General features: G+C 62.0%; 13 protein-coding genes. 9 read left to right on the top strand and 4 right to left on the bottom strand.

The annotated features are described in order from the left end of the window. Positions 1-369 (top strand): hypothetical protein (locus BFQ04_RS28425; protein ID WP_175413264.1); only part of this gene is annotated, 369 nt, incomplete at its 5' end. Here the strand turns inward: BFQ04_RS28425 and BFQ04_RS08750 are convergent. Next, on the bottom strand, positions 366-830 hold the full coding sequence (locus tag BFQ04_RS08750; RefSeq protein ID WP_065950466.1) for a TIGR02444 family protein: 465 nt from the start codon (positions 828-830) through the stop codon (positions 366-368). The genes BFQ04_RS28425 and BFQ04_RS08750 overlap by 4 nt on opposite strands. Positions 831-880: 50 nt before the next feature. Here BFQ04_RS08750 and BFQ04_RS08745 point away from each other — a divergent pair, with 50 nt between their 5' ends. From BFQ04_RS08745 to BFQ04_RS08725, 5 genes are all read left to right on the top strand, one after another. Further along, the gene (locus BFQ04_RS08745; RefSeq protein WP_065950465.1) at positions 881-2,791 is read left to right on the top strand and encodes an ATP-binding cassette domain-containing protein; all 1,911 of its coding nucleotides are present in this window, start codon (positions 881-883) and stop codon (positions 2,789-2,791) included. Then, positions 2,791-3,363 carry a mechanosensitive ion channel family protein gene (locus BFQ04_RS08740; RefSeq protein ID WP_065950464.1) on the top strand — a complete coding sequence of 191 codons (573 nt, stop codon included), beginning with the start codon at positions 2,791-2,793 and terminating at the stop codon, positions 3,361-3,363. Before BFQ04_RS08745 ends, BFQ04_RS08740 begins: the two co-directional genes overlap by 1 nt. Before the next feature lie 87 nt (positions 3,364-3,450). Then, positions 3,451-4,083 (top strand): LysE family transporter, encoded by a 633-nt coding sequence (locus BFQ04_RS08735; RefSeq protein WP_065950463.1) that lies wholly within the window; start codon positions 3,451-3,453, stop codon positions 4,081-4,083. A 201-nt stretch (positions 4,084-4,284) separates the two neighbouring features. Then, positions 4,285-6,180 carry a cytochrome c/FTR1 family iron permease gene (locus tag BFQ04_RS08730; protein WP_065950462.1) on the top strand — a complete coding sequence of 632 codons (1,896 nt, stop codon included), beginning with the start codon at positions 4,285-4,287 and terminating at the stop codon, positions 6,178-6,180. A 2-nt stretch (positions 6,181-6,182) separates the two neighbouring features. Further along, positions 6,183-6,638: a YaiI/YqxD family protein gene (locus BFQ04_RS08725; RefSeq protein WP_065950461.1), complete on the top strand. Its 456-nt coding sequence runs from the start codon at positions 6,183-6,185 to the stop codon at positions 6,636-6,638. Between the two features lie 105 nt (positions 6,639-6,743). Here the strand turns inward: BFQ04_RS08725 and elbB are convergent, their stop codons facing one another. Next, positions 6,744-7,409 (bottom strand): isoprenoid biosynthesis glyoxalase ElbB, encoded by a 666-nt coding sequence (gene elbB / locus BFQ04_RS08720; protein WP_065950460.1) that lies wholly within the window; start codon positions 7,407-7,409, stop codon positions 6,744-6,746. A 115-nt stretch (positions 7,410-7,524) separates the two neighbouring features. On the opposite strand from elbB, the gene BFQ04_RS08715 reads away from it, so the two are divergent. Further along, positions 7,525-8,760: a sterol desaturase family protein gene (locus BFQ04_RS08715; protein WP_065950459.1), complete on the top strand. Its 1,236-nt coding sequence runs from the start codon at positions 7,525-7,527 to the stop codon at positions 8,758-8,760. Here the strand turns inward: BFQ04_RS08715 and BFQ04_RS08710 are convergent. Then, positions 8,741-9,376 (bottom strand): DedA family protein, encoded by a 636-nt coding sequence (locus tag BFQ04_RS08710; RefSeq protein ID WP_065950458.1) that lies wholly within the window; start codon positions 9,374-9,376, stop codon positions 8,741-8,743. The two genes, BFQ04_RS08715 and BFQ04_RS08710, sit on opposite strands and share 20 nt — an antisense overlap. A gap of 208 nt (positions 9,377-9,584) precedes the next feature. On the opposite strand from BFQ04_RS08710, the gene hemB reads away from it, so the two are divergent. Then, the gene (hemB, locus tag BFQ04_RS08705; RefSeq protein ID WP_065950457.1) at positions 9,585-10,598 is read left to right on the top strand and encodes a porphobilinogen synthase; all 1,014 of its coding nucleotides are present in this window, start codon (positions 9,585-9,587) and stop codon (positions 10,596-10,598) included. Positions 10,599-10,615: 17 nt separating this feature from the next. Further along, positions 10,616-12,838, top strand: a complete 2,223-nt coding sequence (ppk1, locus tag BFQ04_RS08700) for a polyphosphate kinase 1 (protein WP_065950456.1) — start codon at positions 10,616-10,618, stop codon at positions 12,836-12,838. A 77-nt stretch (positions 12,839-12,915) separates the two neighbouring features. Here the strand turns inward: ppk1 and ppx are convergent, their stop codons facing one another. Further along, complete coding sequence (ppx, locus tag BFQ04_RS08695; protein WP_065950455.1) at positions 12,916-14,418, bottom strand: exopolyphosphatase; 1,503 nt, start codon at positions 14,416-14,418, stop codon at positions 12,916-12,918. Positions 14,419-14,465 lie beyond the last annotated feature (47 nt).

The raw sequence follows: 14,465 nt of genomic DNA, 5'->3' as shown, positions 1-14,465 counted from the left end.
CCAGCCGCTAAAACCGCTACAGCAAAACCAGCCGCCAAGCCAGCCGCTAAAACCGCTGCAGCAAAACCCGCCGCCAAGCCAGCCGCTAAAACCGCTGCTGCGAAACCCGCCGCCAAGCCAGCCGCTAAAACGACTGCAGCAAAACCAGCCGCCAAGCCCGCCGCTAAAACCGCTGCAGCAAAACCCGCCGCCAAGCCAGTTGCAAAACCTGCTGCCGCCAAACCCGCTGCGGCAAAGCCAGCATCTGCAAAGCCAGCAACTCCCGCAGCACCTGCCGCCACTCCGGCAGCGTCCTCCGCTCCAACCGCATCGGGCAGCAGCACTGCTGCACCGGCAGCGCCAAGCGTCACCCCAACCAGCGCTTCCTAAGCGCGGGTGACCACGACGCGCAGCTGCTGCAGCGCGTTGTGGTCAAGGTTGGCGGCTTCGGTCGCCAGGCCTTCAAGCCATTCATATCCACCTGTCACCTCGTTGGTCGGCCATGCCTGCGCCAGCGCTTCAAGGCGCATCAGCAAGGTTCGCTCGGCCTCCATCTCCAGGGCCTTGACCTGCTCTCGTAGTTCAGCCAATTGCGCATCCTGCTGTGCCATCGCCCGCCATTGCACACGCACCTCTCGCAAGGGTTCGACAACGCGCATCCGCCACGGCCGCGCAAGCTGTTGCAGTGCCGCAACGCGCTCGGGCAGCCGCGCCACACCCCGTTGCTCCAGCCACGCACCACACAGCAGCAGGCACACATCCGCTCCCTGCTCCTGCAACCGCAGGCAAGCAGCCTCCACACCGGGGCGGGCATAAGTCGAGAGGGCAAAGCTCCACAGGTCAGCGCACATATTCACACCCAAGCCAGCGGTCAACGAAGCTGGTAGACTCCGCCGCCATTATGATCCGACTTCAAAGCCTAACATTACAGCGTGGCCCGCAACGTCTTCTTGAAGATGCCGAGCTGACCCTGCACGCCGGTCACAAAGCCGGCCTGATCGGTGCCAATGGCGCCGGAAAATCCACGTTGTTTGCCCTGTTGCTGGGTGAGCTGACCCCGGATTCCGGGGACTGCCTGCTGCCCGCCGACTGGCGCATCGCCCATATGCGCCAGGAGATCGACACCCTGGACCGCATTGCGATCGACTACGTGCTCGATGGCGACCTGCGCCTGCGCCAGGTACAACACGACCTCGCTGCGGCGGAAACAGCCCAGGACGGCGCCGCCCAGGCCCGCCTGCATTCGGAGCTGGACAGCGCCGACGGCTACACCGCCGACGCCCGCGCCCGCAAGATGCTTGCCGGCCTGGGGTTTACCAACGAACAGATGGATCGCCCGGTCGCCGACTTCTCCGGCGGCTGGCGCATGCGCCTGAACCTGGCCCAGGCGCTGATGTGCCCCTCGGACCTGTTGCTGCTCGACGAGCCGACCAACCACTTGGACCTCGATGCGATCCTGTGGCTGGAAGACTTCCTCAAGAACTACCAGGGCACCTTGTTGCTGATTTCCCACGACCGGGATTTCCTTGACGCCGTGGTCGACAATATCGCCCATGTCGAACAGAAGAAAATCACGCTCTACCGTGGCGGCTATACCGCCTTCGAGCGCGCCCGTGCCGAGCGGCTGGCCCAGCAGCAACAAGCTTTCGAGAAGCAGCAGGCGCAGCGCGCGCACATGGAAAGCTACATCGCCCGGTTCAAGGCCCAGGCCACCAAGGCCCGCCAGGCCCAGAGCCGGATCAAGGCCCTGGAGCGCATGGAAGAGCTGTCGGCGGCCCACGTCGATTCGCCGTTCGACTTCGTGTTCCGTGAGTCGGCGAAAATCTCCAGCCCCCTGCTCGATCTGTCGGATGCGCGCCTGGGTTATGGCGACAAGACCGTCCTGGAGAAGGTCAAGCTGCAGCTCATACCCGGCGCGCGGATCGGTTTGCTGGGGCCAAACGGTGCGGGCAAGTCGACGCTGATCAAGAATCTGTCGGGCGAGCTTGAGCCTTTGGCCGGTCACCTGACCCGTGGCGAGAACACGGTGGTGGGTTACTTCGCCCAGCATCAATTGGACTCGCTTGATGCCAAGGCCAGCCCGTTGTTGCACCTGCAGCGCCTGGCGCCAACCGAACGCGAGCAAACCCTGCGCGACTTCCTCGGAGGCTTCGACTTCCGTGGTGCGCGCATCGACGAGCCGGTGCTGAACTTCTCCGGTGGTGAAAAAGCCCGACTGGCCCTGGCCCTGATTGCATGGGACCGCCCGAACCTGCTGCTGCTCGACGAACCGACCAACCACCTGGACCTGGAAATGCGCCTGGCGCTGACCATGGCCCTGCAGGAGTTCAGTGGTGCAGTATTGGTGGTGTCTCACGACCGCCATCTGCTCAAGAGCACCACCGACAACTTCCTGCTGGTGGCCGATGGCAAGGTTGAAGAGTTTGATGGCGACCTGGACGACTATGCCCGCTGGCTGACTGACTATCGTCTGCGCAATGCGCCGGTCAGCAACACCCCGGTCAACCCGGACAAGACCGACAAGAAAGCCCAGCGCCAGGCCGCCGCCGCACTGCGTCAGCAGTTGGCCCCGCACAAGCGCGATGCCGACAAGCTGGAGGCCGAGCTGGGCAAGGTGCTTGAGCGCCTGGCCAGTATCGAAACCAGCCTGGGCGACAGCGCCGTGTATGAGGCCGCGCGCAAGGATGAACTGCGTGACTTGCTCGCCGAACAGGCCAGGCTCAAGGTGCGCGAAGGTCAATTGGAGGAGTCCTGGATGGAAGCCCTCGAACTGCTTGAAACCCTGCAAGCGCAGCTCGAGGCGCTGTCCTGATGGATGCGTTGCAACTGCCCTTGCCGGCGCAATGGATCGAACCTGTGTGGATCGGCGTGCAAATCCTGCTGATCCTGCTGGCCGGCTACCTTGCCCAGCGTTTTGTCGCCAAAGGCCTGACCCGCCTGGGTGAGCGCTATCCGTTCCCGCCGCAGTTGCTGATGCCGCTGCGCGGTGGCCTGCGCTGGCTGATCATGGGCAGCGCGCTGATCTTCGTGTTGGGCCGCCTGGGCGTATCTGCCACGGTGCTGTGGACGGCGCTGTCAGGCTTTGTGGCCGTGGCGGCGGTGGCGTTCTTCGCCATGTGGTCCGTGCTGTCCAATTTGTTGTGCGCCATTTTGATCTTCACCGTGGGGCCGTTCCGCCTCGGCGACATCGTCGAATTGGTGGACACCGTCGACAAACCCGGCGTGAAGGGGCGCGTGGTGGCGATCAATCTGCTCTATACCACGCTGGTCGAGGTGCAGGAGGCCGGCACCGACAGCGCGATGGTGCAAGTGCCCAACAGCTTGTTCTTCCAGCGCTCGGTGCGGCGTTGGCCTGGTACGCATGTGTTCCCTGGCGACCGCTAGAATCACACCTTGTAAAAATTTATAGCCAGCCGTTGGTCGTCGGCGTTAGCTTATGGCACAACCGCAAACTCCCTTTCGAGGTGTGCTATGGCACTCGACACGTGGCTGGCTTTTTTCCTGGCCAGTTGGATCATCTCCCTTTCCCCCGGCGCAGGCGCCATCGCCTCGATGTCCAGCGGCCTGCAATACGGTTTTGTACGCGGTTACTGGAACGCCATCGGTCTGCAGCTGGGCCTGGCGATGCAAATTGCCGTGGTGGCGGGCGGCCTGGGTGCGATTCTGGCGGCGTCGTCGACCGCGTTCTATGCGATCAAATGGTTTGGGGTGGCGTACCTGATTTACTTGGCCATCAAGCAATGGCGCGCGTTGCCGATGGACATGACCGATGACGCGGCGATACGCCCGATCGGCAAGCCGATGGCGATGATGTTCCGCGGTTTCCTGGTTAACGCCAGCAACCCCAAGGCGTTGGTGTTCATGCTCGCGGTGTTGCCGCAGTTCGTGAATCCACAGGCGCCGTTGGCGATTCAGTACCTGATCATTGGCGCGACCATGATCAGCGTCGACATGATCGTGATGGCCGGTTATACGGGTCTGGCCTCGAAGGTCCTGCGCCTGCTGCGCTCGCCCAAACAGCAGAAGCGTGTAAACCGCACGTTCGCCGGGCTATTCGTCGGCGCCGCCGGTTTCCTCGCCAGCCTGCATCGCGCCACGGCCTGACTGAAGAAACCGGATCAAAATGTGGGAGGGGGCTTGCTCCCGATGGCGGCGGATCAGTTGATGAGTATATCGGCTGACCCACCGCTATCGGAGGCAAGCTCCCTCCCACATTGGTTTGTAGCGTGACGAAATAACACCTTGAGTCAAATCGGTTAAAGCTCAACAATAGTGTTACTTCGTATTTCCACCTGAGATTCATTCATGACTGCCCCTTTTCGCTTTCTCGCATGGCTGTTGTTGCCGGCGCTGATGTCGTGCAGCTTCAATCTGTTGGCCGCGACCACCGAAGGCGCACCACAGGCTCTGCATTTGCTCGATTACATCGGCGCCGACTACCCGCCGACGGTAGAGGCGGGCAAGGTGGTGGACGACTCGGAATACCGCGAGCAGGTGGAGTTTCTTGGCGTGCTGCAGGGCCTAGTGGCAGATCTGCCGGAAAAACCCGAACGCGCCGAGTTGATAACAGGCGTCGCTGAGTTGCTGGCGGCCGTCACTGCCCATGCAGATGGCGCAACTGTCGCCCATCAGGCCCGTCAGTTGGGCGCCAAGCTGGCGGTGGCGTATGAAGTCAGCCAGGCGCCGGCGATCACCCCCGATCCCACGCGCGGTGCACCGCTGTATGCCCAGCATTGCTCGGTGTGCCACGGTACTGCCGGCGCCGGTGATGGCCCGGCCGGCATGGGCATGACCCCGCCGCCGGCCAACCTGCGCGATGCCACGCGCCTGGATCGCCTGAGCCTGTATGCGATCTACAACACTCTCGGCCTGGGTGTCGAAGGCACCGACATGCCGTCCTTTTCCGACCAGTTGGATGACCGTCAGCGTTGGGACCTCGCCACGTACATCGCAGGTTTCACGGCGGACCCGGCTGCGGCCAAGAGCGAGCAGCCCTTCAACCTCGCCGACCTGGCGCGCCAGACGCCCAACGAAGTGCTGGCGGCAGACGGCCCAGCGGCGGCGGCGACCTTCCGCGCCCAGCGCGCGCAACCGCCGCAGGTCAAGCGTGGCCCGGCGCAGTTGCTTGATTACACGTCCGCCACCTTGGACAAAAGCCTGGCTGCATTCCGTAACGGTGACCACGAGCAAGCCTATGACCTGTCGGTAGCCGCTTATCTGGAAGGCTTCGAGCTGGTGGAAAGCTCACTGGATAACGTCGACGCCAATGTGCGCAAGGACACCGAGAAGGCGCTGATGGCCTATCGGCAGTCATTGCAGGACGGCCTGCCGATCGAGCAGGTGCAACAGCGCCTGGACGTGGCCAAGGGCAAGCTCGGCGAGTCGGCCGGCTTGCTCGGCGGCGACGGCCTGAGTTGGTCGTTGAGCTACATCTCGGGCTTGCTGATCCTGCTGCGCGAAGGCCTGGAGGCGATCCTGGTGCTGGCCGCGATCCTGGCCTTCCTGCGTAACACCGGCCAGCAATCGGCGGTGCGCAGCGTCAACGTCGGCTGGGGCCTGGCGCTGTTGGCCGGCTTGGCCACCTGGGCGCTGGCGGCGTATGTGATTGATGTCAGCGGCGCCCAGCGTGAATTGCTGGAGGGCTGCACGGCGCTGTTTGCCAGCGTGATGGTGCTGTGGCTGGGCGTGTGGATGCACGACCGGCGCCATGCCGCAGCCTGGCAGGACTACATCAAGAGCAGCCTGGTGGGCGGCGGTGGGCGCTTCGGTTTTGCGCTGCTGGCATTCTTCTCGGTGTACCGCGAACTGTTCGAAGTGATCCTGTTCTACGAAACCCTGTGGCTGCAAGCCGGCCCGGCCGGGCACGACGCGGTGCTGGCGGGTGGCGCCACCGCCCTGGTACTGCTGGTGGGCCTGGCCTGGGTGATTCTGCGCGGTTCGGCGAAGCTGCCGCTGGCGTTGTTCTTTGGCATCAACGCCGCGCTGTTGTGCGCGCTGTCGGTGGTGTTTGCCGGGCATGGCGTCAAGGCGCTGCAAGAGGCCGGCATCTTCGGTACTCGACCGGTGGCGTTTTTTGACTTTGACTGGCTGGGCATTCACGCCGATGCGTATTCGTTGAGTGCGCAGGCCGTGGCGATCCTGGCGATCGTGGTGCTGTATGGCCGCAGCCGCCTGGCTGAAAAGCAACGGGCGGCGGCGTAGGTATGCGGGTCTGGATCGACGCGGACGCTTGCCCACGGGCGGCCAAGGATCAGGTGGTGAAATTCGCCCTCAAGCGCCACTTCGACGTGGTGCTGGTGGCCGGTCAGAGCCAGATCAAACCGAGCTTTGCCTGTGTGAAGCTGATCGTGGTGCCCAGCGGCCCCGACGCGGCGGATGACTATCTGGTGGAGCACGCCATGCCCGGCGAACTGGTGATCTGCAGCGATGTGCCCTTGGCCGACCGCCTGGTCAAGAAGGGCGTCACCGCCCTCGACCCGCGCGGCAAAGAGTTCAGCCCGGCGAACATGAGCGAGCGGCTGGCGGTACGCAACCTGTTCACCGACTTGCGCGAGCAAGGGCAGATGGGCGGCGGGCCACCGCCCCATGGCGAGAAAGACAAGCAGGCGTTTGCCAATACGCTGGACCGCCTGCTTACCCGTTTGATGAAGCCTCTGTAGAAGCGAGCAAGCTCGCGAGGAACGTCAACGATAACGCGGATGCTCTGGATGACGCGGCGCTCTCAGGTTCTTCGCGAGCAAGCTCGCTCCTACTGAAAGAGGGTGTCAGTCGTTTTCGTGGGTCAATTCCAACACCCGGTCCACCAGCTTGTTGATGCCTGACGCCACCTCACTGATGTTCTTGCCCAGCATATATGCCGGCGTACTGACCAATTTGCGCGCGGTGTCCTCGACGATATCTTCCACCGTGCATTCCTGATGAGTGGCGCCCATTTTGTCCAGGGCGGCTGCGGTGTCGGCATCGTTGCCGATGGTGCAGGTCACGCCGGGGCCGTAGATTTTCGCGGCCAGGGCAGGGGAAATGCAGATCAACCCCACAGGCTTGCCGGCTTCGGCAAAGGCTTCGGCCAATTCCAGGACCTGTGGGTTGACGCTGCAGCTGGCGCCTTGCACGGCGAAATTCGACAGGTTCTTCGCCGCGCCAAACCCACCCGGCACGATCAGCGCATCGAAGTCAGCAGCGTTAGCCTCACGGATATCCTTGACCGCGCCTCGGGCGATGCGCGCTGACTCCACCAATACATTACGCGATTCGGGCATTTCTTCGCCGGTGAGGTGGTTGATCACATGCAACTGCGCAATATCCGGCGCAAAACATTCAACGTGAGCGCCGCGCTGGTCCAGGCGCAGCAGGGTGATCACGCTTTCCTGGATCTCTGCACCGTCGTACACGCCACAGCCGGAAAGGATCACTGCAATCTTTTTGCTCATGGGCATTTCTCCTGATTCATGGCGTTAAATGTCTACTAATTTGTAACCTGTTGCCAATGGGAACTCACGCCACTGCACCTAATCTTGCTGTAACAAAAAAAGACCGGACTAGCCCATGGACTTCGTGCCTTATGCGGTACCGTTTTTCATTGCGTTGATTGTGGTTGAGCTGCTGGCCGACCGCTGGCGCGGTGCGCGCAACTATCGAGTGGCCGACGCTATCAACAGCCTCAGCACCGGGGTGCTGTCTACCACCACCGGGCTATTGACCAAGGGCGTGGGTTTGCTCACCTATGCGTTCGCCCTCAAGCACCTGGCTCTGATCGAGTTATCGGCCCAAAGCGTAGGGACCTGGGTAGTGGCCTTCGTGTTCTACGACTTCTGCTATTACTGGCTGCATCGCATGGGCCATGAGCGCAATATCCTGTGGGCTGCGCACTCCGTGCATCACCAGAGCGAGGACTACAACCTCACCACCGCGCTGCGCCAGACCAGCACCGGCTTCCTGCTGAGCTGGATCTTCTACCTGCCCCTGGCCGTGCTCGGTGTGCCGCTGGTGGTGTTCATCAGCGTGGCTTCGCTCAACCTGCTGTATCAATTCTGGGTGCATACACGTCACGTTCCCAAGCTCGGCTGGTTCGAATGGTTCTTCGTCACCCCGTCCAATCACCGTGCCCACCACGCACAGAACGCTCTCTACATGGATCGCAACTATGGCGGGGTGTTCATTTTTTGGGATCGGCTGTTCGGCACGTTCCAGGAGGAAGATGACAGCGAGCCCGTGATCTTCGGTGTGACTACGCCCCTGGCCAGTTGGAACCCGCTGTGGGCGAACCTGCAGTTTTATGCGCAGTTGTGGAGCGATGCCCGGCGTACTGAAAGCCGCTGGGACAAACTGCGCATCTGGTTCATGCGCACCGGCTGGCGCCCCGCCGACGTGAAGGCCAGGTATCCGGTGGCCAGGCCGGACTTGGCCCGGTTCCGCAAATTCGACGTGCCGCTGGACAGGCGCCAACAGGTCTACATTGCGCTGCAATTCGCAGTTTACGTGGGGTTTGGCAGCTACCTGATGAATGTCGGCGAACGTCTGCCCACCGAGGCGCTGGTCCTGGGCTGGGGAGCGATGGCGTTGGGGCTGTTCACGTTGGGGGTCGCGCTGGAGAATCGACCGTCGGCGCTGAAGGCCGAGTGGGTGCGCCTGGGGCTGAATGTGCCGTTGGTCGGGCTGGCGCCGTGGGTCGGACTGTGGCCCGCCGGCAACCTGGGCTGGCTGGGCCTGGCGAGCTACAGTGTGCTCAGCGTGATCGGCCTCTACTGCTGCAGAGGCCGGCTTACGCGTCTGGCGTCTTAGGTGTTTCGCTCGGGGCGGTTTCGGCTGCTTGCCGAGCCTTGGCCTCGGCGCATGCCTCGCGGGCGATACGGGCATTCTTGAAGCGGCGTTGCAGCCATAGGCCAACACCCAGCACCAGCAACGCGCCCAGCACCCATAGCTCGTATTTCTTGACGCTGCCGAGCATACCTTCGAGCACTGCGCCGAAATGATAGGCTGCGGCCCCCAGCGCCGCCGCCCATATCGCTGCGCCAATACCGTTAAGGATCAGATAGCGCAGGGGCGGGTAGCCGGAGAGGCCAATCGCCACTGGCATCACCGTGCGTAAACCGTAGACAAAACGAAAGCTCAGTACCCAGATATCCGGATGCTTGCGGATATGCTCCAGCGCCTTGTCGCCCATCAATTGCCAGCGCGGTTTGCGCGCCAGCAACTTGCGGCCGTGCTTGCGCCCCATGTAGTACCAAAGCTGGTCGCCGGCATAGCTGCCGAAGAAGGCAACGACCACCACCAGGTTGATATCCATGTAGCCACGAAACGCCAGGAAGCCTGCGAGTACAAGGATGGTCTCGCCTTCGAAGAACGTGCCGAGGAAGAGGGCAAAGTAGCCGAAGTCATGCAGAAATTGTTGAAGCATGGTCTAGGGTGCTGGCGAAATGAACGCGCAGCCTACGCCTTCACGAAGATTCATGAAAGTATCGAGATGTGTCACGAAGTGAACAATTCCGATGTCAGTGCCGAATGCGACTACAGGTCGCATCGATAAGCACAACTGTCATTCGTTCGTCATAATGGCCGCTTATAACTGCACCGCTCGCCCGTAAACGCGGGCTCAGGAGTCTGTCGTGAGCTTTACCCCCGCCAATCGGCTATTCCCCGCCACTCGTCTGCGCCGCAACCGCCGTGATGATTTTTCACGCCGTCTGGTACGTGAAAATGTACTGACGACGAATGATCTGATCCTGCCGGTATTCGTGCTGGACGGTGAAAATCGCCGGGAAGCGGTGGCTTCGATGCCGGGGGTGGAGCGCTTGAGTATTGATCTGCTGCTTGAAGAAGCCGCGCATTGGGTGGAACTGGGCATTCCGGCGCTGGCGCTGTTCCCGGTGACGCCCGCTGAGCTCAAGTCACTTGACGCTGCCGAAGCCTGGAACCCGCAGGGGATCGCCCAGCGCGCCACCCGCGCCCTGCGCGAGCGTTTCCCGCAGCTTGGGGTGATCACCGACGTGGCCCTCGATCCGTTCACCACCCATGGGCAGGATGGCATCCTTGATCCGTCAGGCTACGTCGAGAACGACATTACCGTCGATGCGCTGGTCAAGCAGGCCTTGTCCCACGCGGCGGCAGGTGCCCAGGTGGTGGCGCCGTCGGACATGATGGACGGTCGGATCCAGGCGATTCGCGAAGCGCTTGAGTTGGCCGGTCATGTCAACGTGCGGATCATGGCCTACTCGGCCAAGTACGCCAGCGCCTATTACGGCCCCTTCCGCGATGCGGTGGGTTCGGCCCTGAACCTGGGCAAGGCCGACAAGGCTTCGTACCAGATGGACCCGGCCAACAGCCACGAAGCCCTGCACGAAGTGGCGGCCGATCTGGCCGAAGGCGCCGACATGGTCATGGTCAAGCCCGGGATGCCTTACCTGGACATCCTTTACCGGGTCAAAGAGGAATTCAAAGTGCCGACCTTTGTCTATCAGGTCAGCGGTGAATACGCCATGCACATGGCCGCAATCCAGAATGGTTGGTTGAGTGAAGGGGTGATCCTCGAATCCCTGACAGCCTTTAAACGTGCCGGCGCTGATGGCATTCTGACCTACTTCGCCGCCCGCGCTGCCCAATTGCTTAGAGAGCAACAATAGCCCTCACAGGAACACTCATGAATACCGAAGGACTTACAGTAGTTGCCGTAAAAGACGCTCATCCGGTGGTTGAACAAGTCGCCGAGACCCCGCCGGAGCTGGAGCCAGCCCCGCCTGCGGTGGTTGCCGAAGCGCCGGCGCCGGCGCCGGTTGCCGTGGTCACCAACCTGGATGACAGCAGCCTGTACATCCACCGCGAGCTGTCACAACTGCAATTCAACATCCGCGTGCTGGAACAGGCGCTGGATGAGTCCTATCCGTTGCTGGAACGGCTGAAATTCCTGCTGATCTTCTCGAGCAACCTGGACGAATTCTTCGAAATCCGCGTCGCCGGCCTCAAGAAGCAGATTACCTTCGCCCGTGAACAAGCCGGGGCCGATGGCCTGCAACCGCACCAGGCCCTGGCGCGCATCAGTGAACTGGTGCACGGCCATGTGGACCGCCAATACGCGATTCTCAACGACATCCTGCTGCCGGAACTGGAAAAACATCAGGTTCGCTTCATCCGTCGCCGCCACTGGACCACCAAGATCAAGACCTGGGTGCGCCGTTACTTCCGTGACGAGATCTCGCCGATCATCACCCCGATCGGCCTCGACCCGACGCACCCGTTCCCGTTGCTGGTGAACAAGAGCCTCAACTTCATCGTCGAGCTGGAAGGCATCGACGCCTTCGGCCGCGACTCGGGCCTTGCGATCATCCCGGCGCCACGTCTGTTGCCACGGATCATCAAGGTACCCGAAGAGGTTGGGGGCGCTGGGGATAACTATGTATTCCTGTCGTCGATGATCCATGCGCACGCCGATGACCTGTTTCAGGGCATGAAGGTCAAGGGCTGCTACCAGTTCCGCCTGACCCGTAACGCCGACCTGGCGCTGGACTCCGAAGACGTCGAAGACCTGGCGCGTGCCCTGCGCGGCGAGCTGTTTTCGCGGCGCTACGGCGATGCGGTGCGCCTGGAAGTGGCCGATACCTGCCCCAAACACCTGTCGGACTACCTGCTCAAGCAATTCAACCTGGCCGAATCCGAGCTGTACCAGGTCAATGGTCCGGTCAACCTGACGCGCCTGTTCAGCATCACCGGCCTGGACAGCCACCCGGAGCTGCAATACAAGCCGTTTACGCCGCAGATCCCGAAACTGCTGCAGAACAGCGAGAACATCTTCAGCGTGGTGAGCAAGCAGGACATCCTGCTGCTGCACCCCTTCGAGTCGTTCACCCCGGTGGTCGACCTGCTGCGCCAGGCCGCCAAGGACCCCCACGTCCTGGCCGTGCGCCAGACGCTGTATCGCTCGGGCGCCAACTCCGAAATCGTCGATGCACTGGTCGACGCTGCGCGTAACGGCAAGGAAGTCACCGCGGTGATCGAGCTGCGAGCGCGCTTTGATGAGGAGTCCAACCTGCAATTGGCCAGCCGTCTGCAAGCAGCCGGTGCGGTGGTGATCTACGGCGTTGTCGGCTTCAAGACCCACGCCAAGATGATGCTGATCCTGCGCCGCGAAGCCGGTGAAATCGTGCGTTATGCTCACTTGGGCACCGGCAACTACCACGCCGGCAACGCCAAGCTCTACACCGACTACAGCCTGCTGACCTCCGACGACGCCCTGTGCGAAGACGTCGGCAAGCTGTTCAGCCAGCTCATCGGCATGGGCAAGACCTTGCGCATGAAGAAGCTGCTGCACGCGCCGTTCACCCTGAAGAAGGGCATGCTCGACATGATTGCCCGCGAGACGCAGTTTGCCCTCGACGGCAAGCCGGCGCACATCATCGCCAAATTCAACTCGCTGACCGATCCGAAGATCATCCGCGCGCTGTACAAGGCCAGCCAGTCGGGCGTGCGCATCGACCTGGTGGTACGTGGCATGTGCTGCCTGCGCCCGGGCATTGTCGGCGTCTCGCATAACATCCATGTGCGCTCGATCATCGGTCGCTTCCTGGAACACACGCGGGTGTTCTACTTCCTGAACGGTGGTGAGGAGCAGATGTTCCTCTCCAGTGCCGACTGGATGGAACGCAACCTCGACAAGCGTGTGGAGACCTGCTTCCCGGTGGAGGGCAAGAAGCTGATCATGCGGGTCAAGAAGGAGCTGGAAAGCTACCTGACCGACAACACCCACAGCTGGAGCCTGCAGTCGGATGGGCGGTATGTACGCAACACACCGACCGGCAACCAGAACCCGCGCAGTGCGCAGGCGACGCTGCTGGAGAAGCTGGGCAGCCCGATCCTGACGGTGAGCTGAGACCCAGCACGGTCTGAAAAATGTGGGAGGGGGCTTGCCCCCTCCCACATTTGTGTTGCGGTGCTGTTTAGATCGGGTTAGCGCAGGTTCAGGCTGAACCCCACCCGCGTCAGCCACTCCGCTTCCTGGGCGAAGTCCGCCTGGGTCAATTGGTTTTCATCCAGCCAGCCTTTGGGGAACATCACTTCCAGGCTGTCGCCGTCGGCGCGCAGTTTTACCTGGGGCATTTCCTGGGTGCCACGGATGTGGTGGAACAGGATTGCGAAGCGCAGCAGCGCGCACAGGCGAATCAGCTTGATGCCGTCCTTGCCGAACTCGGCAAACTTGTCCTTGGGAATATTGCGACGGTGACCGCGCACCAGCAGCGCGAGCATCTGCTGATCTTCCCGTGAGAACCCGGCCAGGTCTGAATGCTCGATCAGGTAGGCGCCATGCTTGTGATAGTGGTAGTGGGCAATGTCCAAACCCACTTCGTGCACTTTCGCGGCCCAGCCCAGCAGTTCGCGCCATACACCGTTTTGCAGGTCCCAGTCGTCGGCCACCTGGTCGAAGGCATGCAGGGCTTTGCGCTCTACGCGAGCCGCTTGCTCCAGGTCTACGTGGTAACGCTCCATCAACGAACTGAGGGTGCGCTCACGCACATCTTCATGGTGATGGCGGCCGAGCAGGTCATAGAGCACACCTTCGCGCAGGGCGCCGTCACAGTGATCCATGCGTTGCAGTTCGAGGGCGTCGAAGATCGCTTCAAGAATCGCCAGGCCGGCTGGGAAGATCGCGCGGCGGTCAGGCTTGATGCCGTCGAAGTCGATCTTCTCGGCATCCCCCAGCTTGAACAGCTTGCGCTTGAGCCACGCCAGGCCTTCGGCATTCACCTCGCCAGTGCCATGGCCGCCGGCCTTGAGCGCCAGGCCGATGGCACGGATGGTGCCCGAGGAACCGATGGCTTCATCCCAGCTCAGGCGGTGCAGGGCGTGTTCGATACTCATGATCTCCAGCCGCGCTGCCGTGTAGGCCTGGGCATAGCGCGCCGGGGTGATCTTGCCGTCCTTGAAATAACGCTGCGTGTAGCTGACGCAGCCCATCTGCAGGCTTTCGCGCAGCAGGGGTTCGAAACGCTGGCCGATGATGAATTCGGTGCTGCCGCCGCCAATGTCCGCGACCAGGCGTTTGCCCGGGGTGTCGGCCAGCGTGTGGGAAACCCCGAGGTAAATCAGGCGCGCTTCTTCGCGGCCGGAAATAACCTCTACCGGATGCCCGAGGATTTCCTCGGCGCGATGGATGAATTCGTTGCGGTTACGGGCTTCGCGCAAGGCGTTGGTGCCCACTATTCGTACAGCGCCAGGGGGCATGCCGTTGATCAGTTGCGCAAAGCGCTTGAGGCAGTCGAGCCCACGCTGCATGGATTCTTCATTGAGCTGACGTTCGTCGTTGATCCCGGCAGCCAGTTGCACTTTTTCGCCGAGCCGCTCAAGGATGCGGATTTCACCGTTCTGGGCCTTGGCCACGACCATGTGAAAGCTGTTGGAGCCCAGGTCGATGGCAGCGATCAGGGACAGATTCTTGGCTTGGGATTGCGGCATGGTAAGAGGGTCTCGGTCGATAACCCAGCCATCGTGCCACGATCGAC

This window comes from Pseudomonas sp. 37 R 15 (genome assembly GCF_900004865.1).
Classification (GTDB): Bacteria; Pseudomonadota; Gammaproteobacteria; order Pseudomonadales; family Pseudomonadaceae; genus Aquipseudomonas; species Aquipseudomonas fluorescens_AM.
Note: the sequence above shows the minus strand (reverse complement) of the source record. Positions and strands in the feature narration are given on the sequence as shown.

Excerpts from the sequence above, each read along its gene's own strand:
- ppx (WP_065950455.1), bottom strand. The coding sequence starts at position 14,418 with ATGCCGCAATCCCAAGCCAAGAATCTGTCCCTGATCGCTGCCATCGAC.
- ppk1 (WP_065950456.1), top strand. The coding sequence starts at position 10,616 with ATGAATACCGAAGGACTTACAGTAGTTGCCGTAAAAGACGCTCATCCG.
- BFQ04_RS08730 (WP_065950462.1), top strand. The coding sequence starts at position 4,285 with ATGACTGCCCCTTTTCGCTTTCTCGCATGGCTGTTGTTGCCGGCGCTG.
- BFQ04_RS08715 (WP_065950459.1), top strand. The coding sequence starts at position 7,525 with ATGGACTTCGTGCCTTATGCGGTACCGTTTTTCATTGCGTTGATTGTG.
- elbB (WP_065950460.1), bottom strand. The coding sequence starts at position 7,409 with ATGAGCAAAAAGATTGCAGTGATCCTTTCCGGCTGTGGCGTGTACGAC.
- BFQ04_RS08725 (WP_065950461.1), top strand. The coding sequence starts at position 6,183 with ATGCGGGTCTGGATCGACGCGGACGCTTGCCCACGGGCGGCCAAGGAT.
- BFQ04_RS08735 (WP_065950463.1), top strand. The coding sequence starts at position 3,451 with ATGGCACTCGACACGTGGCTGGCTTTTTTCCTGGCCAGTTGGATCATC.
- BFQ04_RS08740 (WP_065950464.1), top strand. The coding sequence starts at position 2,791 with ATGGATGCGTTGCAACTGCCCTTGCCGGCGCAATGGATCGAACCTGTG.
- BFQ04_RS08710 (WP_065950458.1), bottom strand. The coding sequence starts at position 9,376 with ATGCTTCAACAATTTCTGCATGACTTCGGCTACTTTGCCCTCTTCCTC.
- BFQ04_RS08750 (WP_065950466.1), bottom strand. The coding sequence starts at position 830 with ATGTGCGCTGACCTGTGGAGCTTTGCCCTCTCGACTTATGCCCGCCCC.
- BFQ04_RS08745 (WP_065950465.1), top strand. The coding sequence starts at position 881 with ATGATCCGACTTCAAAGCCTAACATTACAGCGTGGCCCGCAACGTCTT.